23 protein-coding genes are annotated in these 19,682 nt (G+C 70.2%); 9 read left to right on the forward strand and 14 right to left on the reverse strand.

All coding sequences use genetic code 11. The features are described from left to right. The first annotated feature begins 62 nt into the window (after window positions 1-62). Together IEX84_RS03205 and IEX84_RS03210 are read left to right on the forward strand one after the other, a co-directional pair. On the forward strand, window positions 63-1,352 hold the full coding sequence (locus IEX84_RS03205; RefSeq protein WP_188869729.1) for an amidohydrolase: 1,290 nt from the start codon (window positions 63-65) through the stop codon (window positions 1,350-1,352). Window positions 1,353-1,665: 313 nt separating this feature from the next. Next, window positions 1,666-2,949 (forward strand): adenosylhomocysteinase, encoded by a 1,284-nt coding sequence (locus tag IEX84_RS03210; protein WP_188869731.1) that lies wholly within the window; start codon window positions 1,666-1,668, stop codon window positions 2,947-2,949. Window positions 2,950-3,211: 262 nt separating this feature from the next. Here IEX84_RS03210 and IEX84_RS03215 read toward each other — a convergent pair whose 3' ends face one another. From IEX84_RS03215 to IEX84_RS03225, 3 genes are all read right to left on the reverse strand, one after another. Then, window positions 3,212-3,718: a universal stress protein gene (locus IEX84_RS03215; protein WP_188869733.1), complete on the reverse strand. Its 507-nt coding sequence runs from the start codon at window positions 3,716-3,718 to the stop codon at window positions 3,212-3,214. Window positions 3,719-3,799: 81 nt separating this feature from the next. Further along, window positions 3,800-3,970, reverse strand: a complete 171-nt coding sequence (locus IEX84_RS03220; RefSeq protein ID WP_188869735.1) for a hypothetical protein — start codon at window positions 3,968-3,970, stop codon at window positions 3,800-3,802. A gap of 68 nt (window positions 3,971-4,038) precedes the next feature. After that, on the reverse strand, window positions 4,039-4,869 hold the full coding sequence (locus IEX84_RS03225; RefSeq protein WP_229732289.1) for a formate/nitrite transporter family protein: 831 nt from the start codon (window positions 4,867-4,869) through the stop codon (window positions 4,039-4,041). An 87-nt stretch (window positions 4,870-4,956) separates the two neighbouring features. Between IEX84_RS03225 and hjc the strand changes: the two genes are divergently transcribed. Beyond that, entirely contained in the window at window positions 4,957-5,448 is a 492-nt protein-coding gene (gene hjc, locus IEX84_RS03230; RefSeq protein ID WP_209590280.1) for a Holliday junction resolvase Hjc, read from the forward strand. An 18-nt stretch (window positions 5,449-5,466) separates the two neighbouring features. On the opposite strand, the gene IEX84_RS03235 is transcribed toward hjc, so the two are convergent. Then, window positions 5,467-6,030, reverse strand: coding sequence for an SWIM zinc finger family protein (locus IEX84_RS03235; RefSeq protein WP_229732290.1), 564 nt, complete (start codon window positions 6,028-6,030; stop codon window positions 5,467-5,469). 196 nt (window positions 6,031-6,226) lie between these two features. Between IEX84_RS03235 and IEX84_RS03240 the strand changes: the two genes are divergently transcribed. Next, window positions 6,227-6,430 carry a DUF7472 family protein gene (locus tag IEX84_RS03240; RefSeq protein ID WP_188869741.1) on the forward strand — a complete coding sequence of 68 codons (204 nt, stop codon included), beginning with the start codon at window positions 6,227-6,229 and terminating at the stop codon, window positions 6,428-6,430. Between the two features lie 67 nt (window positions 6,431-6,497). On the opposite strand, the gene priL is transcribed toward IEX84_RS03240, so the two are convergent. Continuing rightward, a complete protein-coding gene (gene priL, locus IEX84_RS03245; protein WP_188869743.1) occupies window positions 6,498-7,550 on the reverse strand; it encodes a DNA primase regulatory subunit PriL in 1,053 nt (350 codons plus the stop codon). A gap of 88 nt (window positions 7,551-7,638) precedes the next feature. Here priL and IEX84_RS03250 point away from each other — a divergent pair, with 88 nt between their 5' ends. Then, the gene (locus IEX84_RS03250) at window positions 7,639-8,220 is read left to right on the forward strand and encodes a protein sorting system archaetidylserine decarboxylase (protein WP_188869745.1); all 582 of its coding nucleotides are present in this window, start codon (window positions 7,639-7,641) and stop codon (window positions 8,218-8,220) included. On the opposite strand, the gene IEX84_RS03255 is transcribed toward IEX84_RS03250, so the two are convergent. The 3 genes from IEX84_RS03255 to IEX84_RS03265 are packed head-to-tail and all read right to left on the reverse strand — an operon-like array spanning window position 8,217 to window position 9,928. Next, window positions 8,217-8,846, reverse strand: a complete 630-nt coding sequence (locus IEX84_RS03255; protein WP_188869747.1) for a uracil-DNA glycosylase — start codon at window positions 8,844-8,846, stop codon at window positions 8,217-8,219. The genes IEX84_RS03250 and IEX84_RS03255 overlap by 4 nt on opposite strands. A gap of 40 nt (window positions 8,847-8,886) precedes the next feature. Beyond that, the gene (locus tag IEX84_RS03260) at window positions 8,887-9,138 is read right to left on the reverse strand and encodes a hypothetical protein (protein ID WP_188869749.1); all 252 of its coding nucleotides are present in this window, start codon (window positions 9,136-9,138) and stop codon (window positions 8,887-8,889) included. A 40-nt stretch (window positions 9,139-9,178) separates the two neighbouring features. After that, window positions 9,179-9,928, reverse strand: coding sequence for a hypothetical protein (locus IEX84_RS03265; protein ID WP_188869751.1), 750 nt, complete (start codon window positions 9,926-9,928; stop codon window positions 9,179-9,181). Window positions 9,929-10,217: 289 nt separating this feature from the next. On the opposite strand from IEX84_RS03265, the gene IEX84_RS03270 reads away from it, so the two are divergent. After that, on the forward strand, window positions 10,218-10,424 hold the full coding sequence (locus tag IEX84_RS03270; protein ID WP_188869753.1) for a MarR family transcriptional regulator: 207 nt from the start codon (window positions 10,218-10,220) through the stop codon (window positions 10,422-10,424). 42 nt (window positions 10,425-10,466) lie between these two features. Here IEX84_RS03270 and IEX84_RS03275 read toward each other — a convergent pair whose 3' ends face one another. Further along, window positions 10,467-11,210 (reverse strand): DNA polymerase sliding clamp, encoded by a 744-nt coding sequence (locus tag IEX84_RS03275; protein WP_188869755.1) that lies wholly within the window; start codon window positions 11,208-11,210, stop codon window positions 10,467-10,469. 82 nt (window positions 11,211-11,292) lie between these two features. Further along, window positions 11,293-12,333 (reverse strand): NAD(P)/FAD-dependent oxidoreductase, encoded by a 1,041-nt coding sequence (locus tag IEX84_RS03280; protein WP_188869757.1) that lies wholly within the window; start codon window positions 12,331-12,333, stop codon window positions 11,293-11,295. Between the two features lie 152 nt (window positions 12,334-12,485). On the opposite strand from IEX84_RS03280, the gene IEX84_RS03285 reads away from it, so the two are divergent. Then, a complete protein-coding gene (locus tag IEX84_RS03285) occupies window positions 12,486-13,262 on the forward strand; it encodes a 23S rRNA (uridine(2552)-2'-O)-methyltransferase (RefSeq protein WP_188869759.1) in 777 nt (258 codons plus the stop codon). Between the two features lie 45 nt (window positions 13,263-13,307). Here the strand turns inward: IEX84_RS03285 and IEX84_RS03290 are convergent, their stop codons facing one another. The 3 genes from IEX84_RS03290 to IEX84_RS03300 are packed head-to-tail and all read right to left on the reverse strand — an operon-like array spanning window position 13,308 to window position 16,588. Then, window positions 13,308-14,027: a queuosine precursor transporter gene (locus IEX84_RS03290; RefSeq protein WP_188869761.1), complete on the reverse strand. Its 720-nt coding sequence runs from the start codon at window positions 14,025-14,027 to the stop codon at window positions 13,308-13,310. Continuing rightward, complete coding sequence (locus IEX84_RS03295) at window positions 14,020-14,226, reverse strand: CopG family transcriptional regulator (RefSeq protein ID WP_188869763.1); 207 nt, start codon at window positions 14,224-14,226, stop codon at window positions 14,020-14,022. The genes IEX84_RS03290 and IEX84_RS03295 overlap by 8 nt, the downstream gene beginning before the upstream one ends. Before the next feature lie 40 nt (window positions 14,227-14,266). Beyond that, window positions 14,267-16,588 carry a twin-arginine translocase subunit TatC gene (locus IEX84_RS03300; RefSeq protein WP_188869765.1) on the reverse strand — a complete coding sequence of 774 codons (2,322 nt, stop codon included), beginning with the start codon at window positions 16,586-16,588 and terminating at the stop codon, window positions 14,267-14,269. Window positions 16,589-16,680: 92 nt separating this feature from the next. Here IEX84_RS03300 and IEX84_RS03305 point away from each other — a divergent pair, with 92 nt between their 5' ends. Then, a complete protein-coding gene (locus IEX84_RS03305; RefSeq protein WP_188869767.1) occupies window positions 16,681-17,949 on the forward strand; it encodes a twin-arginine translocase subunit TatC in 1,269 nt (422 codons plus the stop codon). Window positions 17,950-18,402: 453 nt separating this feature from the next. On the opposite strand, the gene larE is transcribed toward IEX84_RS03305, so the two are convergent. Further along, window positions 18,403-19,236: an ATP-dependent sacrificial sulfur transferase LarE gene (gene larE, locus IEX84_RS03310; protein WP_188869769.1), complete on the reverse strand. Its 834-nt coding sequence runs from the start codon at window positions 19,234-19,236 to the stop codon at window positions 18,403-18,405. Window positions 19,237-19,328: 92 nt separating this feature from the next. On the opposite strand from larE, the gene IEX84_RS03315 reads away from it, so the two are divergent. Continuing rightward, window positions 19,329-19,661 carry a hypothetical protein gene (locus IEX84_RS03315; protein WP_188869771.1) on the forward strand — a complete coding sequence of 111 codons (333 nt, stop codon included), beginning with the start codon at window positions 19,329-19,331 and terminating at the stop codon, window positions 19,659-19,661. The last annotated feature ends 21 nt before the right edge of the window (window positions 19,662-19,682 follow it).

Below are 19,682 nucleotides of genomic sequence, written 5' to 3' on the forward strand. Positions count from 1 at the left end.
GGGCGCGACGGGCGGGGGCGCGAAACCGACGGATTGACGCGACGCCGCCCGAAGTGACGGGTATGACCACGCTCCGTATCGCGGGCGGTCGCGTCCTTCACCCGGATTTCTCGGTGACGACGGACGACGTGCTCGTGGACGACACGTCGGGCGAAATCGTCGCGGTGGGCGACGTCGGGTCGGGCGACGAGACGCTGGACGCCGAGGGCTGTCTGGTGATGCCCGGGCTCGTGAACGCGCACTGCCACGCGGCGATGACGCTCCTCCGCGGGTACGCGGACGACAAACCCTTGGAGAGCTGGCTCCGCGAGGACGTCTGGCCGGTCGAGGCCGAGCTGACCGACGCCGACATCCGCGCGGGGACGGAGCTCGCGCTCGTCGAACTGCTGAAGTCGGGGACGACCGCGTTCGCGGATATGTACTTCTCGATGGGCGAGGTGGCCGAGGCGGTGGCCGAGGCGGGCCTGCGCGCGCGACTCGGCCACGGCGTCGTCGGCGTCGGGAAAGACGAGGACGCGGCGCGTGCCGACCACGAGGAGAGCCTCTCGTTCGCCCGCGAGTACGACGGCTACGCGGACGGGCGCGTGCGGACGATGTACACCCCCCACAGCCTCACGACGGTCGACGAGGACCGCCTCCGGGAGTACGTCCCGGAGGCCCGCGAAGCCGGCGTGCCGCTGCACTACCACGCGAACGAGACCGCGGACGAAGTCGAGCCCATCGTCGCGGAGCGCGACGAGCGCCCGCTCGAATACGCGGACGGCCTCGGGATGCTGGGCGAGTCGGACTTCCTCGCACACGGCGTGCACAGCGACGCGACGGAGGTCGACCTGCTCGCGGAGCGCGGGACGGCGGTGGTGCACTGCCCGGCGTCGAACATGAAGCTCGCGTCGGGCGCGGCGCCGGTCCCGGCCTACCGCGAGGCGGGCGTGACGGTGGCGCTCGGGACGGACGGCGCGGCCTCGAACAACGACCTCGACCTCTTCGACGAGATGCGCGACGCAGCGATGCTCGGCAAGCACGCGGCGAACGACGCGAGCGCGGTGCCCGCGGAAGCGGTCGTGGAGATGGCGACGGCGGGCGGCGCGGACGCGCTCGGGTTCGACGCAGGCCGGATCGCGGCCGGCCGGAAGGCTGACCTCGCGGTCGTGGACTTCGAGGCCGCGCACCTGACGCCGACGCACGACGCGGTGTCGAACCTCGCGTACGCGACGCGCGGGAGCGACGTCCGGCACACGGTCTGCGACGGCGAGGTGCTCGTGCGCGACGGCGAGGTGCGGACGCTCGACGAGGACGCGGTGCGCGAGCGCGCCGCCGAGCACGCGCGTGACCTCGTCGCGCGGGCGGAGTAAACGTCGCACAAGCGAAGTAGACGTCGCACGAGCGGAGTAGACGCGGACGGAGGGGACGGGGTGGGAGCGCGCGAGGCGCGTCCCGTCCCGCCGCCGTCGCCGGTGCTCCGCGCGTGACTGGTTAGGGAACGGCCAGGGGTCTTCTTCCGCCGGCGGACGGAGGTCACGACGCCTGCGGGAGAGGGGGTGTCTCCGCGCGGGCGGACGAGCCATCGGAGCCATCGACGGGGCCGCCGCACCGCCGGGATGGGCGGGTGCGGCGGCGACACGCGGTATCCGAAGCGTTTTCCACCCGTCCCATCGACGCACACGTATGGACACGGCCGCACCTATCAGCGACCGCCTCGACGACGTCGACGAGCACGTCGAGGAGGGTCGCCGCAAGATGGACTGGGCGCTCGAACACATGCCCATTCTCACGGCGCTCCGCGAGCAGTTCGAGGCGGGCGAACCCCTCGCCGACCACCGCGTCGGGATGGCGCTCCACGTCGAGGCGAAGACCGCGGTCCTCGTCGAGACGCTCGCCGACGCGGGCGCCGAGGTCGCCGTCACGGGCTGCAACCCCCTCTCGACGCACGACGACGTGAGCGCGGCGCTCGACGCGCACGAGAACATCACGTCGTACGCGAAGCGCGGCGTCGACGACGAGGCGTACTACGAGGCGATGGACGCCGTCATCGCCCACGAACCGACGATCACCGTGGACGACGGCGGCGACCTCGTCTTCCGCATCCACCAGGAGTACCCCGAGCTCATCGAGGACATCGTCGGCGGCACGGAGGAGACGACGACCGGCGTCCACCGCCTCCGCGCGATGGACCAGGAGGGCGCGCTTGAGTACCCGATGTTCAACGTGAACGACACCCCGATGAAGCACCTCTTCGACAACGTGCACGGCACCGGGGAGTCCGCGCTCGCGAACATCGCCATGACGACGAACCTCTCGTGGGCCGGCAAGACGGTCGTCGTCTCCGGCTACGGCTACTGCGGGCGCGGCGTCGCCAAGAAGGCCGCCGGGCAGAACGCGAACGTCGTCGTCACCGAGGTCGACTCGCGGCGCGCCTTAGAGGCCCACATGGAGGGCTACGAGGTCATGCCGATGGACGAGGCCGCGAAGGTCGGCGACGTCTTCGTGACGACGACGGGCAACCGCGACGTCATCACGGAGAAGCACTTCGAGGTCATGCAGGACGGCGTCGTGCTGGCGAACGCCGGGCACTTCGACGTCGAGATCAACCTCGATCAGCTCTCCGAGCTCGCCGTGAACGAGCGCGAAGCGCGCGAGGGCGTCCGCGAATACGAACTCCACGACGGCAGTCGGGTGAACGTCCTCGCGGAGGGCCGCCTCGTCAACCTCGCCTCTCCCGTGGCGCTCGGCCACCCCGTCGAGGTCATGGACCAGTCCTTCGGCGTGCAGGCGGTCTGCGTCCGCGAGCTCGCCGAGCGCGGTGACGAGTACGACGCCGGCCTCCACGGCGTGCCGGACGAACTCGACCGCGAGGTCGCGGAGACGAAACTGGACGCGGAAGGCATCGAGCACGACGTGCTCTCGACGCAACAAGAGGAGTACATGGGGTCCTGGCGCCACGGGACGTAGGCGGACGCGAAGCGTCCGCCGAACACGCGAGCGGGGAAGAACGACCCGCGAGCGACGTAGGCGAACTCGCAGAGTTCGCCGAACACGCGAGCGCTGAAAGCGCGAGCGAGCGCGAGCCCGAGCGCCAGCGAGGGGTCGCGGGAGATGCGAACGGCGCCAGCCGTGAGACGGAGGTGGCAACCGAGCGTCAGCGAGGGCGCCACCAGTAGGCGAGCGGGAAGGGACGCGCCCCGCGAGCAACGGTGACAGCCGAGCGCCGCGGCTACGGGAGGTAGAAGTCGGATTTCTCGCGCGTGTCGGGCGATTCGTCGGTGAGCATCGAGACCTTCGAGGGCGCGCCGTTCTGGACGATGTGGACGTCGTAGGCGTCCTCGGCGGCGACGGAGGCCCCGACGCTCCCGAGCGTGGAGGAGAGGCCGCCGGCGTTCTCGCTACCGATGAAGACGATGGAGGCGTCCTCTTCGCGGGCGAGGTCGCGGAGTTCGCCGGCGATGGTGCCGGAGGGGGCAAAGCGCCCGACCGTGACGTGCTCGAAGTCGGCGGCGGGGGCTATCGAGGCGACCTGTTCGTGGAGTCTGGCGACGACGCGGGAGAGTTCGAAGGACTCGTCGTGGTGGAGCCAGCCGCGCTCCCGGGCGTACTCTCGGTTTCCGGCCGGGACGACGGACGCGGCGACGACGCGCTCCTCGAAGACGTCGGCGAACTCGACGGCGCGGACGAGCGCGGTGCGCGAGAGCTCCGACCCGTCGAACGGAACGAAGAACGTCACGGGTACACTTGGGTAGCCACCCGGAAATACTCGTCTCCGGTTTCGAGACCGCGGGAACGAACGACGGACGGAAGGCGTCGGTCAGTCGGGCGAGAGCGCGACGAAGGCGGCGCTGCCGCAGACGCACGTCCCGCTCGTCCCGATAGGTCGGAGGTCGCCGTCGTTGTCAACCTGTACGGGGTAGACGCGTCCGCACTCCTCGCATTCGCCGACGTGCTCCGGTTCGCCGCCAGTATCCGGGTCGGTCGCCATCTCACCGTGTGGTTAGGGGCGTGAAACGAGTTAGCCGTTGTGATACACCAGCTGGGTTATTCGTGTGATCACTCGCCGCCGCGGACGACGTGGCCGTACTTGAGGAGGGCGACGAAGACGGTGCCGCCGAGGACGTTCCCGGCGGTGGCGACGACGAGGAAGCGCGCGAAGGCGGTGAGTGGGTAGGCGTCGGCGACGAGGACGCCGCCGAGGACCTCGGCGGTCCCGGCGATGGAGTGCGGGAGGTGCGCGAGGCCGATGGCAGCGGTGACGAGCCAGACGACGGCGAAGCGCGCCATCGTGCTGTCCGCGCCCGCGACGAGCCACGAGAGCAGGCCCATGAGCCAGCCGGCGAGGATGGCGCCCGCGAACACCTCGAACGGGCCGTGCGCGAGGAGCGGCGCGGCGAGCTCGACGAACGCGGAGCGCTCGACGATGCCGTAGGCGGGGGCGAGCCACACCATCGCGGTCGCGAAGACGCTCGCGCCGACGACGTTCCCGGCGTAGACGAGCCCCCAGAGCCGCGCGAGCGCGCCGAGCGACGCGCGCCGGTCGAGGACGGGGAGGACGGCGAGCGTCGTGTGCTCCGTGAAGAGCTCGGAGCGCCCGAGGACGACGAAGACGAACCCGATGGCGTAGGCGTTGGCTATCAGGAACGTCCGGACGGCGTGGTCGTAGAGGCCGGCGGTCAGCGTGAGGACGACGCCCATGAACAGCGGGCCGAAGCCGATGTCGAGGCCGGCGGAGAGTCCGGAGAGCAGGAGGCCGTCCGCGGGGCGCTCCAGTTCGTTCAGCCCGGAGCGAATCTGGCGCGCGAGGATGTCCGTGCTGGACGCGCCCGCCGGCGCGGAGTCCTCGCTCGCCGGGACCTCCGGCTCGTCGTCGTGACTGTCGCTCACGCCGCGTGCGTTCGGCGGCCGGCGGATTAACTCCCCCACTTCCGGTCGCATCGCCCGGTTTATCCCCGCCGGGCGGGGAGTAGCGGTATGGTGCGAAACGAGAAGGGCGACCGCCGCGAGCGCGAACTCGTCAACCGCCTCGACGAGGCCGGCTTCGCGGTGATGCGCGCGCCCGCCTCGGGGGCCGCGACGACGCGCGAACTCCCGGACGTCCTCGCGGGCGACGGCGACGTCTTCTACGCCGTCGAGGCGAAGTCCTCCGCCGGCGACCCCATCTACCTCACCGGCGAGGAGGTCGAGGCCCTCGTCTACTTCTCGCAGAGCTTCGGCGCGCGGCCGAAGATCGGCGTCCGCTTCGACCGCGAGGACTGGTACTTCTTCCACCCGAGCGACCTCCACGTCACGGACGGCGGGAACTACCGCGTGAAAAAGGAGACGGCGCTCGCGGACGGCGAGACGATTCCCGACCTGAAGGCCGTGGGCGAGGCCGACGACAGCGATAGCGACGTCGAGGGCGTCCTCCAGGCCGTCGCGCAGGGCGTGCTGAGCGTCGAGGAAGCGACCGAGATGCTCTCGTAATCGGCCGAATCGGTGTCGCTACCCGAGGCGTTCGAGGCGTCCGCGCGGGAAGGCGTACGTTCGGACGCCGCGCTCGCGGAGGCGTTCGGGCTCCGGGGTCGGCGTCGAGTTCCGACGCGGATAGAGCGCCTCGACGACGGCATCGGCGGGGTCGTAGCCGTCGTTCGTCGGGTGGGTGGCGACGGTGTGGTCGCCGACGGCGACGTCGCGCGCCCGCGCCGACAGCGTCTCCACGACGACGAGGACGTCGCCGCGCTCGCGGTCGCGGACGACGGCCCCCGGGTCGGGCGTGCAGTCGTCGCAGTAGACCGGGTCGGGAGCGTCCGCGTCGGCGAAGGTCGGCGCGCCGCAGTCGGCGCACGCGGCGTCGCGCTCGCCGGGCGCGGGGACGCGGCCCGCGGTGACGTCGATGGCGACGCGACGGAGGTGTTTGCAGCGCCGCCCCCGATAGGCGTGGTCGGGACAGGTGCACGTCCCGGCGTCGAGGGCGACCGTGTAGGCCGCGCCGCCGCGGACGACGACGTCGTAGCGGCCGTCGCCGAGCGCGACGACCGCCATCGGTTCGCTGCGCGCGCGGGCCACCCGACTGTCCGTCGGACCACCCGGCGCGAGGGGCGCGAGCCGCGAATGCGTGGTGCTGGTGGGTTTCGTAGACACCATACGAGTAGGAGGGGACGAAGCGCTAAAAGGCCATCACCGGCCCGTGTGACGACGGAGACCGGCAGTTCGTCCGAGGGCGGACCGCCACGCTTTTGCGCGCACTCCGGGAACACGGTGTATGTACATGCAACGCGACACCGCTGTCGAGGCGGGAATCACGCTCTTCGCCGTCGCGGTCTTCGTCGCCGTCGTCGTCCTCGGCGGCGAGGTGAGCACCGCGGGTCTCACCGAGAGCGGGGCGTACGCCGTCGTCGCCGCCATCGTCGCCTTCATCCTCGTGATGGCCGGCGCGGGCTACTACCTCTCGACGAAACAGGACTGAACGGCCGCGTCACGCGGACCATCGACATCGGCGGACTCGCGCCGTCCGCTAGCCGCGAGCCCTCGTTTTACTCGGCCTCGCGCTCTTCTCGCCAGTCCTCCAACTCCTCCTCGTCGGCGTCGTCGATCTTCGCCTCGTAGTAGCCGAGCGGGTGGCTGATGTGCTCACAGAGCGCGTCCGGGTTCACGCAGTCCCCGTAGGCCTGCATCGTCGCACACGACGGCGCGGTGTACTCCGTCGGGCTCGACTCGCCCTTGATGTGGTCGGTCTGATAGCGCGTCATCTCCTCGCCGAACCCCGGGTTCACCTCGTAGAGCTCGACGATCTCGTCCGTCGAGAGCCCGATGTTCCCGAGGAAGGCCGTGAGGGCGAACCGGGAGTGGTGGGCGAGGTGGTCGCCGCGCTGGACGGCGTCGAGCAAGTGCTGCATGCAGGGCGGGAAGAGGTCGGGGACGACGGTGTCGATCTCCCGGGTGAGGTCGAGGTCCGCGAGCGTCTCGCGGATCGACGCGACCGGCTCGTCGAGCGCGTCGCCAATCGCGTCCGGGACGCTCAGGGGGAGGCCGTCCTTCACGCGCTCCTCGACGGCTTCGCGGAGGAGGTCGTCGAGTTCGGGTTCGCTCACGGGCACGTCGCCGGCGTCGAGCGCGCGGTTGACGAGCCGCCACTCGTCGCCCCGCAGCGACGACGCGTAGCGGAGGTAGGCGGCGACGCCGACGTGAAACCCGCCGTCGCGCTGGGGCGTGACGGCGTCGCCGAGGTCGAACTCGCGGAGGAGCGCGGCGCGCGTGATGGCAGCGCGCCCGTCCTGGCGCCCGAAGTCCTCGCGGAAGCGCTCGGCCGCGCGCGACGCTTCGGCCTCCGCGTAGTAGCGTGTGCAGACGTTCTCGTCGACGAGCGAGACGACGACGCGCGCGACCGGATACGAGAGGAGTTCGACGCGGTCGGACGCGACCGACTCGCCGACGTCGCGGTCGGCGATGGCGCTCGTGACGCGCTCGGTCGCGCGCTCGACGACGGCGTCCTCCTCGCGGACGACCTCGACGAGGTCCACGCCCGCCTCCTGGACGGCGCGACGGGCGTCACCGAGGAAGGGATACCGGGCGTGGCGGTGTTCCATACGAAACGTGGGTGGGGGCGGACGCCGATAAAGCGCCCGGTCCGGCGGGACCGCAAGAGGGTTGGCGCGGCAAGCCACACCACTCGCTATGCGTCTCGCGCCCGGCGCGCGGCGGTACGCGGTCCCGCCGCTCGCCCTCGCCGTCCCCCTGTTGTTCGTCTTCGCGCCCGCCGGCCTCGCCTGCGCTGCGCTGGGCTGTTTCGCCCTCTGGTTCCACCGCGACCCCGAGCGCGAGGTCCCCGAGTCGGGCGTCCTCGCGCCCGCCGACGGCCGCGTGAGCGTCCTCCGCACCGAGGACGGCCGCGTCCGCGTCGGCGTCTTCATGAACGTCACCGACGTCCACGTGAACCGCGCGCCGCTCGCCGGCGTCGTCGCGTCCGTCGACCACCGCCCCGGCGCGCACCGACCCGCGTTCTCGAAGGAGTCGGAACGGAACGAGCGCGTCCGCATCACCACCGACAGCTACGAACTCGACCTCATCGCGGGCGCGTTCGCGCGCCGCATCCACCCGTCCGTCGAACCCGGCGACACCGTCGCGCGCGGCGAGCGCGTCGGCCACATCTCCTTCGGCTCGCGCGTCGACATCCTCCTCCCCCCCGAGTACGACGCGGCGGACGTGCGCGTCGACGTCGGCGAGCGCGTGACGGCCGGCGAGACCGTCCTCGCCTAGCGGTACTCCTCGAGTAGCGTCCCGAGTTCCGCCGCGTACTCGTCGTAGTCGTAGCCGAGCCGCGAGAGCCACATGTGCTGGTAGGCGGGATGGAGCACCGGGAGCACCGTCGCCCCGAGCGAGGGACAGGAGACGGGCTCCAGCACCGAATCGAGGAAGGAGTCGAGGTCGCGGCCCGCGGCGTCGAAGAGCACCCGCGTCGCGTGCTTCCCCGTCGTGACGACCACCGACGGATCGACGGCGTCGAGTTCGGCTTCGAGGTGCGCGAAGCAGTGTGAGAGCTCCGACTCCCGCGGTTCGCGGTTCGACCCCTCGCCGTCGGGCGGGAAGCACTTCACCGCGTTCGTGTAGAAGACGTCCGTGTGGCCGCTGTCCGCGAAGAGCTCGCGGACGATTCTGCCGGAGTGGCGCGCCGTGTACGCCATTCCCGTCCAGTTGCCGCCCCGCCAGCGGTCCTCCTCCGGGTTGCCGGCACCGGGCGCTTCGCCGACCGCGACGACGTCGGCGTCGCGGGGGCCGTTCCCCCACGCGATACACTCGCGCGCCTCGACGAGGTCGGGACAGCGCGCACACCCCGGCTCGATGGGGTACGCGGTGTCCGGGTCCGGGAAGTCGGGGTCGCTCATACGCGCTGGGAGGGGCCGCGCGCGAAAGAGCCGTCCGGTCCTACTCGTCCGGCATCGGGAGACCGCCCGCGAAGAGCGACGCGAGCGCGAAGACGAGCGCGAGGACGCCACAGGCGCTCAGCGCGAGGCGCGCGAGGTAGCGGAGGTCGGGCGCGAACGCCGCCGCGTCGCCGCTCAGGGAAGCGTGCCCGAGGACGTTCGCCTCCGGGACCGCCGCGACGTAGAGCGGATTGGCGAGGCAGGCCGCGGCGAGGACGAGGAGGCCGGCCGCGAGCCAGTGCGCACGGTGCATACGCGTGGATGGGGGCGCGGGTACGAGGGACTGTCGGTGCTCAGGTGAGCGTTCGCGTCGCGTGTTCCTCGTACGCCGTGCGTTTCAGCCGGTCGTACTCGTCCTTCGAGTCGAGTCCCCACTTGTACGCGAACCCAGGCGGCGCCTCGCCCAACCACTCGACGAGGCGTTCGGTGTCGTCGCAGGAGAAACGAATCTGATACCGTTGGAACGTCGGCGAGAACCCGGCGTCGACGAAGAGAGATTCGAGGAACGCCGCGCGCTCGGTCTCGTTAGCCGCCTTGATACCGAGTCTCGGCCGACCCCAATCACCGAAGTCGAGAAATCCATCACAGAGGTACCAGAACTTCGCGACGGTCGGCGTGAGTTCGAGGTCGTCGGGGAAGCGTTTCTCGCCGCCCGGATACCACGTCTCGCGGAGTTCCGTGAAGAAGGGATGCGTCCGCGTCCAGATCGTGTACATGTCGTGGTAGTTCTCGGGTTCGGCGTTCGGGCTGAACCCCGACGCTGCGTTGTTCGCCGCGAGCTCGGTCGCGGTCTTCTTCAGCGTGACACCGCCGGTCGTGAGGACGCCGAGTTCGTCGTCGAGCCACTCGAGGAACGTCCGGTTCGTCATCGGGACGTGAAGGATGTTGTTCGCGTGCGGCGTCGTCGGAATCGACGCGTCGCCCATCAGTAGGCCGATGACCGTCTCTCTCGTGCGGCGGTCGATCTCCGGGTACGGGCACGCACCGTGGTACCAGTGCATCCCGAGCCGCTCGAACTCCTCACCGCAGGACGGACACGTCATCGAGCGACCTCCACGGTCGCGCGATAGAGCGATGGGGGCGGTCGTGCCGAACGGGCGGGTCGAGTCGTTGCGATACCGCTTTCCGACGGCGGAATAGTCGTTGGCATGGGTTTGCTGCTCTGCGAACCCGGGTCGCGTGTCTCCAGCACGCGGCCGTTCTCGCGACGGCGTCCCGAGCTCGTGACAGTTTTCGTCAGCCGCCTATATAAAAGCGTAGGTTCTACGGCGTAGGTATTTTGTTCAAGGTCGGACGGCACAGACTAAGGAGTGGCCACCGTATCGTGGATAAATGCTCGACCCGTCAGACCTCGCTCCCGCCGACGAGGCGCTCTTGAGCTTGCTGCGAGAGGGACGAATCACCGCACCGTACGCGGCCGCCGAGACGGGGTACAACCTCCAGTACGTCCGCGACCGGCTGACGAGACTCGTCGAACACGGGAACGTCGAGAAGGTACACGAGGGCCTGTACGAACTCGTCGAAGACCCGCGAGAGTAACCGAACGGAGAGTTGAAGAACCCTAAACAGGCGTTACAGGCCCTAATTCGACTGAATACGTGGAGCTAGCATGAATGTGACGGAGCCGAGGCCTTCGGCGAAGTCGAAGTGCATCTTGACGGGGAACTCCTCGCCGAGTTCGAGGGTGACCTCGGCGTCCTTGGGGAACGCCTTGTTCATGTCCTTGAGGTAGTCGAGGCTGAACAGCGAGCGGGCGTCGCCGGCCTCGAGGTCGATGAGGTCCTCGCGTTCGAGTTCGAGGTGGACGTCGTCGGTGTCGCCCTCGGCGTCGACGTAGAAGCGTTCGTTCTCAGCGTCGACGCCGAGCGCGATGTGGTCGGAGACCATGTCGGCGGCCCGGACGGCGCGGTCGATGTCCGCGCCCTCGACGACGACCTGCGCGGGGAGGTCGAGGTCGGGGAGGTCGGGCTCCTGGCGGATACTGTCGGGGTCGATGAGCGCGAGGGTGTATTCGAGGCCCTCGATCTGGATGTGGAGCTTCCGGGTCTCCTCGTCCAGTTCGAGCTGGACGAGCTGGCCGGCGTCGGCCATCCCGGCGATGTCCTCGAGCCGGGAGAGGTCGACGCCGATGAGTCCGCCGTCGGCCTCGTAGGACTCGAAGGCGTCCGCGGAGAGGGTCAGGTCCACCATCCCGACGTTCGCGGGGTCGACGGCGCGAATCTCGATGCCGTCGTCGTTGAGGTGGATCTTGCACTCGTCCACCAGCACGCTCACGGAGTCGAGCGTGTCCCGGAGCGTGTCGGCGCTCACGATCGCCTTGAACATCTTGACCGTCGGTAGGACTGGCCCGTACAATAAACCCCCGGATGCGCGCGCACGCGTGAGAGAGGGCGACGCGGTCGGTGCCTCAGTACTGCGCGACGAGTCGCTCGCCGGCGTCGAGCCCGCAGCGGAGCGCGGCGTGGAGGCGGGGCGCGCCGGCGACCCAGTCGCCGACGACGTGGAGGTCGTGTTCGCGCGCGGCGGCGACGGGCGCGTCGGCGACGCCGTCGCGCGGGAGGGCGTAGCGCCACCCCTGGGTGTCCGTCCAGTCGGGGTCGGCGAGCCGGTCGTCGTCGAGGACGGCCGCGGCGGCGTCGGCGAGCGCGGCGGCGTTCTCGCTCGGCGGGTCGTCGAAGTGCGCCTCGCTCCAGTCGGCGTTCGCCTGCACGACGAGGACGCTCTCGCCGTCGGGGACGTGGCCGGGTTTGCACTCCTCGCGGGCGATCCAGCCGACGTCGTGGTCCTTCTCGGGATTCACGAGCGCGTAGTACGGCGTCTCCACCTCGAAGGGGTAGTGGAGGACGGCGGTGTAGATGGGGTCGAAGGGGACGGCGGCGGCCGCGGCGTGCAGCGTCTCGCGGGTCTCGGCCGCCCAGTCGGCCTCGCGGAGGAGCGCGGCGGTCTGGGGCGCCGGGGGGGTGCAGACGAGGGCGTCGAAGGGGCCCCAGCGCCCATCGTCGGTGTCGACGACGGTCCACGTCTCGTCCTCGGCGTTCCGTGCGAGCGTCTCGACGCGCGTGTGACGGTGGACGGTCGCGTCCGTGCCGGCGAGGAGGCGCTTTGCGATCTGCGTCAGCCCCTCGGCGTAACACCACTTGCGCCGGTCGTCGTCGCGGCCGGGCGAGACCGTGCCGTCGGCGTCGAAGGTGTAGACCGGTTCCGTGACGTCCGCGAGACCCGCCGTTCCGAGGACGTCGCGGACGAGGTCGTTCACGCGCTCGTCGTCGTCGCGGAGGTAGTTCGCCCCGTAGTCGTAGGTGACGTCGCCGCGACGACGGGTGGCGGCGCGGCCGCAGACGCCGCCGGACTTCTCAAGCAGCGTCACGTCCGCGTCCGTCCCCGCATCGACGACGTGCGCGAGGGCCGCGGCGGCCGGGCCGGCACCGACGACACCGATGTGCGTCATACGCGGACCACGGGCGGCGGGGTGTTAAGCGACCGGGCGGGGGGAGGGTCGGGGACCGTCCGACGTACCTTTCCCGTTCGGCCCCGTTTCCGGGGGTATGAACGCGGACGCGTCGCCCAGCGGGGCGCGAAGCGAGGGACGTGGTGAGCACGATGGCCGGTAAGGACGACTACTACAACCGGGCGAAACAGCAGGGGTATCGGGCACGCTCGGCGTACAAGCTGAAACAGCTCGACCGGGAGTTCGACCTGATCGAGCGCGGCGACACGGTGGTCGACCTCGGCGCGGCGCCGGGCGGGTGGCTCCAGGTCGCCGCGGAGGAAGCCGGCGGGGGCGGGCGCGTGATCGGCGTCGACCTCCAGCGCATCGACGACGTGGAGCGCGGCGACGCGCCCGTCGAGACGATTCGCGGCGACATGACGGAGGACGACACGAAGGCGGCGATCCGCGAGGCCGCCGGCGGCCGCGTGGACGTCGTCGTCTCCGACATGGCCCCGAACATGACCGGGGAGTACAACCTCGACCACGCTCGGTCGGTCCACCTCGCGCGCCAGGCGTTGGAGACCGCGGAGGACCTCCTCGGCGAGGGCGGGAGCTTCGCCGTGAAGGTCTTCCAGGGGCAGGACCTCGCCGACTTCGAGGCGGACGTCGAGCGCGAGTTCGCCTTCACGCGGACGACGAGCCCGGACGCCTCCCGGGAGTCCTCCTCCGAGGTGTACGTCGTCGGCAAGAACAAGCTCACCGGGCCGGTGCGCGTCGGCGACGAACTCACCGTCGAGGTGACGGACGTCGGCGAGGAGGGCGACGGCATCGCCAAGGTCGAGGGCTTCACGCTGTTCGTCGACGGCGCCGAGGCGGGCGACGAACTCCGCGTCGAGGTGACGGACGTGAAACCGCGCTTCGGGTTCGCGGAGCCGATCGAGGAGTAGGCGTTTCGCGCCGGGGCGACTCGGAGCCCCGTCGAAGCGAAGCGACTATTCGGTCGGTGCGACACGGCCACCGGAGCCGCGCTCGCCGAGGAGGGCGACGGCTGCGTAGACGAACGGCGTGTCGAGCAGCGCGATCAGGAGCTTGAGGACGTACTGGCCGACCATGAGGGACGCGAGGACGGCCGCGGGGAGCGGTCGACCGCCGAGGAGGGTCGGGGCGAGCCAGAAGCCGACGCCGACGAAGATGACGGTGTCGATGGCCTGACTGGAGGCAGTGGAGCCGATGTTGCGCAGCCAGAGGTACGCGCCGTCGGTGCGCCGCCGGAGGGCGTGGAAGACGAAGACGTCCCAGTTCTGACTGACGAGGTAGGCGCAGAGCGACCCGGCGACGATGCTCGTCGAGGAGCCGAGGACGGCGGCGAACGTCCCGGGGTCGATGGAGGAGGCCGCGGCGGGCGCGAGAATCGTCGACCAGACGAGGGCGAGCAACACGAGGTTCATGGCGAACCCGGTGTTGACGACGACGGTGGCGGCCCGGCGACCGTAGAGTTCGCTGTAGCAGTCGCTGGCGAAGTAGGTGAGCGCGTAGGCGAGCGCCGCGCCCGGCATCACGAGCGTGCTCCCCGTGACGGGGAGGGAGACGGGGATGTCGAAGGCGAGAATCTTCGCGGCGGTGAGTTGGGCGGTGACGAGCGCCGTGACGAAGAGGGCGACGAGGACGACCCGGCCGGTGGCGAGCGGCGTCTCGGTCGCGCCCTCAGACATCCTCGGCGTCCTCGGCGTTCTCTGTGTCGTCCGCACCGAGGCGGCCGTGGCGGGCGTCGATGTCGTCGAGGACGTCGAGCGTCTTGCGCAGGGAGGCCCGGACGGCGTCGGATCGGTTCACGAACTTCCCGTCGTCGCCGACGTGGTCGTCGAGGTCGTCGAGGAGCTCCTGTGGGACGTCGACGGAGATTTTGGGCATAGTCGAGTATTCGCAGCCGAATAGTTAAGCGGCGCGTTCGTTACGCCGGGCGTTCGTCGGGCGCGGGGTCGTCGGGGCTCGCGCCACCGCCGCCGCGCCGGCCGCCGAGCGTGACGACCCAGAGGCCGGCGAGGCCGAGGAAGAAGGCGATGGCGATGGGCGCGCCGACGACGACCATCGTGTAGAGGCTGTCCGGCGTGACGAGCGCGGCGAAGCCGAACGCCGCGATGACGAAGACCCGCCAGCGCCGGCGCATGCTCGGGTAGCCGACGACGCCCGACCAGTGCGCGAGCCACATCGTCACCGGGACCGTCGCGAGCAGGCCGATACCCGCCGTCGTCATGAAGACGAGCCAGAGGAAGTCGCTGATCCGATAGCTGATGATGACCTGCGCCTGCAAGGCGTCCCAGACGAGGTAGGAGATGATCGACGGCGCGACGAAGATGTAGCCGAGGACGCTCCCCGCGACGATGGTGACGGTGATGGCGCCCGCCCAGACGGTGACGACGCCGCGACGCGCCGCGATGAAGCCGCGTTCGCGCAGCGCCGGCCAGACGAAGAAGAGGACGAGCGGGACCGAGGCGACGGCGGCGACGACCGTCGAGAGCTTCACCGAGAAGATGAGCGCCTCGACGGGGTGGAGCGCGACCGGCCAGCCGAGCGCCTCGGGGTTCCCCTGGAGCGCCTCGGCGGGGATGCGCCCGATGAAGTCGTCCCGAACGAATCCCAGGCCGCCCTGATAGAGGAAGCCGAAGACGACCGCGAGGACGAGCATGAACCAGCCGACGAGCCAGAAGAGCCGCGAGCGCAGGCTCCCGACGATGAACTGGAGGTCGTGGTAGTAGCCGCCGATGTCGTCCTCCGTCGTCTCCTCGTCCGTGAAGGCGTCGAGCATCCCCGCGCTCGTCCGCGAGAAGACGTTCCCGGACGCCTCACCCTCGCCCTCGGCTTCGTCGGGTTCGCCCTCGCCCTCGGCGGTCGTCGCACCGTCGCCCTCCCCCTCGCTCTCGGCCGCTTCGGCCTTCGCGCGGGCCTCGGCCGCGTCGAAGCGGTCGAGAATCGCGCCGGCCTTCTCGGGGTCGTCGGCCTCCATCGCCGCGTTGGCGAGGCTGAGGGCTTCCGCTTCGTCCATCGCGTCGAAGCGCTCGTCGGGGGCGGCGCGGACGCCCGCGGCGTCGAGCACGTCGAGGTTCATGTTCTCGGGCTTCGGGGCGCGCCCGCCGTAGACCGCGGACTCGGCGCGGGCGGCCGCGGCGATGGCGTCGTAGACCGCGTAGGCGAGCGCGACGACGAGCACGAAGAACGCGACGGCGACGCCGACGACGGCGAGCGAGGCGTCCGCACCGAGGCCGACGAGGTCGGCGGCGCTCGGGACGCCGCTCGCGGCGAAGGTGTCGAACGCGCCGCCGACGAGCGGGAGGTCGGCCGCGGCGACGGCCGCGAGCGCGCCGTTGACAGCGCTCACGCCGCCGTAGCCGAAGAAGCCGTAGCCGAGGAGGAAGCCGACGACCGCGCTCCCCGCGAGGACGTTCCAGCGCGAGCGGAGCTGTGCGCGGAGGTCGATGCGCTCGCTCCCGCGGCGGGCGAGCGTCACGACCTTGGCGAGATAGAGGCTGATCGCGTAGAGGAAGAGCAGCGGCACCGCCCACATGATCTGCGTGAAGGGGTCGGGCGGGGAGAACAGCCCGCCGAAGATGAAGATGGCGACGACGGCGTGCTTCCAGTAGTCGCGGAACGTCTCGTAGGGGACGACGTCGAGGTAGGAGAGCGCCGTCATCACGAGCGGGAGCTGTGCGGCGACGCCGAAGGAGATGGCGAGCACGAGGATGAACTGCGTCCACGCGACGATGGAGTACATCGGCTTGATGTTCGCGCTCATCGCGTTCCCCGCGAGGAACTCGAACATCAGCGGGAAGAACAGCTCGTAGGCGTAGGCGACGCCGACGAACGCGAGGAAGAGCGCGACGAGCGCGCCGCCCGCGAGATGCCAGAGCGAGAGCGAGACGTCCGGGACGATGTCACGCTCCGCGAGCGGTGCCTTGGCGAAGTACAGCAGGATCGGGAGCGCGAGCAGGACGCCGACGACCATCCCGATTTTCACCTGGAGGAGGATGACGTCGAAGGGCGTCTGGAAGATGACCTCGACGCTCGAATCGAGGCCGAGCTTCGTGATGAGGTCGCGCTTGAGCGCCGGCCAGATGTACGTCCGCATCGCCATGATGCCGCCAAAGAGCCCGACGACGAACGCGATGAAGACGACCTGGAGGCGCTTGCGGGCGGCCCCGACGAAGACGCCGATGGTCTCGCGGCCCTTGTCGACAGCGCGGGCCGTGTCCTCGCTGATGACCCCCGAGTCGCTCATTTGTGTCCGGTAGCCGGTTTCCCGTTATCAATCTTCCCGTCGGTACCCAAAAGAAAGCCTATAACGCCCGCGTCGCCAACCGTAGGCAGAGAATGGGAGACGCACCGGACGGGCCGTCCGACGACGGGCCCGACGGGGACGACGCCGACGGCGAGGACGTCACCCACGCCGAACCGGTGGACACCGGCCGGATCGAGCCGGACGTCACCGACGTGAGCGAGGGCGACGCGACGGCCCCCGACGGTGCGACGACCGACGACGACAGCGAGACGGACGCCGACGCATCGGACGGGGACGACGCGTCGGCGGAGGGCGCGGCGGACACCGCGGACGAGTCGGCGGACGACGCCGATGACGAGTCGGCGGACGACGCCGATGACGAGTCGGCGGACACCGCGGACGACGGTCGATCGGACGGTGCCGACGACGCGGCGGACGAGGAGTACGCGGACCCGCCGGACGACGTCCCCGACACCGGCGACCCGTCCGTGCCCGACGAGGGGCCGACCGTCGCCGAGAGTGGCGTCGACCTCGAAGAACACACCGGCGAACACCGCGACGCGACGGAGGCGACGCCCGCGCCCGCGGACACCGAGGTAGACGCGAATGCGGACGTGGACGACGAGGGCGTCTTCGGTGAGGGGCCGGAGAGCGACGAGGAGCAGCCGGTTGCCGTCCACGTCGAGGAGATGGTTCGTCGCCTCGGCATCGTCGTCCTCGTCGCCGGCGTCGTGAGCGCGCTCCTCTTCCCCTTCGGCGACACCCTCATCACGTTCATCTGGGACGGCGTCCTCCCGGCGAGTTCGACCGCCCAACCGCACGTCTACGCGCCGCTCGAACTCATCGTCACGCAGTTCAAGGTCGCCTCCATCGCCGGCGTCGTCGTCGCGCTCCCCGTCATCGTCTACGAGACGTACGCCTTCATGCGCCCCGGGCTCTACCCGCACGAGCGACGCTACTACCTCGCCGCGATTCCGACCAGCCTCGTCCTCGCCGTCGTCGGCGTCGTCTTCGCCTACTTCGTCGTCGTCCCGAGCGTGATGTCCTACTTCCTCTACTACTCGACGAGCGTCGCCAACGCCGCGCTCGCGCTCGGCTCGACGTTCAACCTCATCCTCGTCCTGATGGCCTACCTCGCCATCGTCTTCCAGATTCCGCTGTTCGTCATGCTCGCCATCATGATGGGGCTCACGACCCGGCGGTGGCTCGCCGACCGCCGCCTCCTCTTCTGGGGGGCGTTCGCCGGCGTCTCCTTCCTCGCCACCCCCGACCCGACCGGCGTCGCGCCCGTCGTCGTCGCCGCCACCATGATCGTCCTCTTCGAGGGGACGCTGTTGCTCCTCCGGTGGACCGGGAACTGACCCTCCATCTTTTTCCGCGAAGGGGTCGCGCGGAGCGCGACCCTCGACGCGCAAAAACATGGGTGAAAAACTCCCGAGCGACGGAGTCGCTCGGTGAAACGCGGCGCGAAGCGCCGCGTACGCTGGACTGCAGACTGCACCGCGACGTTATAGGTTCAGCTAGCGAGCCGAACGCCAGCGTTCGCGCGAACGAGCGGTCCGAAGGACCCGGTAGTGAGCGATTCCCCGCGACGCTACGCGTCGCGGCCTTTTTCACCCATGTTTTTGCCGCGAGCGGTTCGCCGCAGGCGAACCCGAGCGGGAAAAAGATGGAGGTTCAATCGTCCGCTTCTACGCCCTCGTTCGCCGGCGACACAGACCCCGTCCGATAGCCGTGCAGGTCCAGCGTCACGTGGTGCGACCATCTTTTGCCGGGGGCAAAAGCTGGACCAAAAGCCGGAGCAACCGTCGGCTCTAGTCGTCGGCGTCCGCTTCTACGCCCTCGTTCGCCGGCGACACCGACCCCGTCCGATAGCCGTGCAGGTCCAGCGTCACGTGCTCGAAGCCGACGTCCGAGAGGTGCTCGCGCGCCGCTTCGGCGAACTCGGTCGTGAGCGCGACGTCGAGTTCCTCTGGAGCGACCTCGATGCGCGCGAGGCCGTCGTGGTCGCGGACGCGGAACTGCTCGAAGCCCCACGTGCGAAGCAGCTTCTCGGCCTTCTCGACCCGCGAGAGCTTCTCCTCGGTCACTTCGAGGCCCGTCGGGATGCGCGAGGAGAGACACGCCATCGAGGGTTTCTCCGCGACGCTCAGGTCGTAGCGCTCGGCGATCTCGCGCACCTCGTCCTTCGTGATGTCCGCCGCACGGAGCGGCGAGTAGGCGTCGAGTTCGTCGACGGCGCGGAGACCGGGACGGTGACCCTCGCCGGGGTCGGAGGCGTTCGTCCCGTCACAGACGGTCCCGATGCCGAGGTCGCGCGCCGCCGAGAACATCTCGGAGAGGCGCATCGAGCGGCAGTGGTAGCAGCGCTCGCCGTCGTTCTCGACGAAGTTCGGATCGTCGAGCTCGCTGAAGGAGACGAGCTCGTGGCGGATGCCGATCTCGTCGGCGACGCGCTTGGCGTCCGCGAGTTCGGCCTCGGGGAGCGTCTCGCTCTTCGCGGTGCAGGCGACGGCGTCGTCGCCGAGCGCGTCGTGCGCGAGGGCGGCGACGACGGCGGAGTCGACCCCGCCGCTGAACGCGACGAGCACGCCGTCGCGCTCCGCGAGGGCGTCGCGGGCCGCGTCGAGTTTGGCCTCGACGGTCATGCCTCCCACCTCCGTCCGCCACCGCCTTCCGTGTACCGATAGGGGTGGCCGCGACGGGCGTTTTAAGCCCTCGGGGCGCGTTCGGACGCCCGATGCCCGACATCGAGGACGTCGCGCGCTGGCTCGGCGGGCGCGCCGTCTGGTGGTCGTTCGCGGTGCTCGCACTGCTCGTCCTGACGAACGCGCTCGTCGGCACGGGCGGGACGCTCGGGGTGCTCGGCGTCCCGGGCGCACTGCTCGTGGAGGGCGCGACGCGGGCGTTCGAGGCGCTCGGCCTCGCACGCGACGGCACGGCGTGGACGGCCGGCCTCGCGCTCGTCTGCTACGCGCCCGCGCTCGTCGTCGGTGCGGCGCTGCGGACCGTCAACGCGGCGTGGCGCTGGCGGAAGGCGCTGCTCTACCCCGAGGAGTACGCGCACTACTAGGCGAGGGCTTTTTTCCGATGC

It is taken from the genome of Halarchaeum rubridurum, from assembly GCF_014647115.1.
Lineage (GTDB): Archaea > Halobacteriota > Halobacteria > Halobacteriales > Halobacteriaceae > Halarchaeum > Halarchaeum rubridurum.

What these genes read in the sequence shown, in the direction of transcription:
- IEX84_RS03315 (WP_188869771.1), top strand. Translation starts at nt 19,329, where the DNA reads ATGCCCGACATCGAGGACGTCGCGCGCTGGCTCGGCGGGCGCGCCGTC.
- IEX84_RS03255 (WP_188869747.1), bottom strand. Translation starts at nt 8,846, where the DNA reads ATGAGCGACCCCGACTTCCCGGACCCGGACACCGCGTACCCCATCGAG.
- IEX84_RS03260 (WP_188869749.1), bottom strand. Translation starts at nt 9,138, where the DNA reads ATGCACCGTGCGCACTGGCTCGCGGCCGGCCTCCTCGTCCTCGCCGCG.
- IEX84_RS03280 (WP_188869757.1), bottom strand. Translation starts at nt 12,333, where the DNA reads ATGACGCACATCGGTGTCGTCGGTGCCGGCCCGGCCGCCGCGGCCCTC.
- IEX84_RS03265 (WP_188869751.1), bottom strand. Translation starts at nt 9,928, where the DNA reads ATGACGTGTCCGTCCTGCGGTGAGGAGTTCGAGCGGCTCGGGATGCAC.
- IEX84_RS03270 (WP_188869753.1), top strand. Translation starts at nt 10,218, where the DNA reads ATGCTCGACCCGTCAGACCTCGCTCCCGCCGACGAGGCGCTCTTGAGC.
- IEX84_RS03240 (WP_188869741.1), top strand. Translation starts at nt 6,227, where the DNA reads ATGTACATGCAACGCGACACCGCTGTCGAGGCGGGAATCACGCTCTTC.
- IEX84_RS03275 (WP_188869755.1), bottom strand. Translation starts at nt 11,210, where the DNA reads ATGTTCAAGGCGATCGTGAGCGCCGACACGCTCCGGGACACGCTCGAC.
- IEX84_RS03295 (WP_188869763.1), bottom strand. Translation starts at nt 14,226, where the DNA reads ATGCCCAAAATCTCCGTCGACGTCCCACAGGAGCTCCTCGACGACCTC.
- IEX84_RS03290 (WP_188869761.1), bottom strand. Translation starts at nt 14,027, where the DNA reads ATGTCTGAGGGCGCGACCGAGACGCCGCTCGCCACCGGCCGGGTCGTC.
- IEX84_RS03305 (WP_188869767.1), top strand. Translation starts at nt 16,681, where the DNA reads ATGGGAGACGCACCGGACGGGCCGTCCGACGACGGGCCCGACGGGGAC.
- IEX84_RS03205 (WP_188869729.1), top strand. Translation starts at nt 63, where the DNA reads ATGACCACGCTCCGTATCGCGGGCGGTCGCGTCCTTCACCCGGATTTC.
- IEX84_RS03220 (WP_188869735.1), bottom strand. Translation starts at nt 3,970, where the DNA reads ATGGCGACCGACCCGGATACTGGCGGCGAACCGGAGCACGTCGGCGAA.
- IEX84_RS03300 (WP_188869765.1), bottom strand. Translation starts at nt 16,588, where the DNA reads ATGAGCGACTCGGGGGTCATCAGCGAGGACACGGCCCGCGCTGTCGAC.
- IEX84_RS03250 (WP_188869745.1), top strand. Translation starts at nt 7,639, where the DNA reads ATGCGTCTCGCGCCCGGCGCGCGGCGGTACGCGGTCCCGCCGCTCGCC.
- IEX84_RS03210 (WP_188869731.1), top strand. Translation starts at nt 1,666, where the DNA reads ATGGACACGGCCGCACCTATCAGCGACCGCCTCGACGACGTCGACGAG.
- priL (WP_188869743.1), bottom strand. Translation starts at nt 7,550, where the DNA reads ATGGAACACCGCCACGCCCGGTATCCCTTCCTCGGTGACGCCCGTCGC.
- larE (WP_188869769.1), bottom strand. Translation starts at nt 19,236, where the DNA reads ATGACCGTCGAGGCCAAACTCGACGCGGCCCGCGACGCCCTCGCGGAG.
- IEX84_RS03285 (WP_188869759.1), top strand. Translation starts at nt 12,486, where the DNA reads ATGGCCGGTAAGGACGACTACTACAACCGGGCGAAACAGCAGGGGTAT.
- hjc (WP_209590280.1), top strand. Translation starts at nt 4,957, where the DNA reads ATGGTGCGAAACGAGAAGGGCGACCGCCGCGAGCGCGAACTCGTCAAC.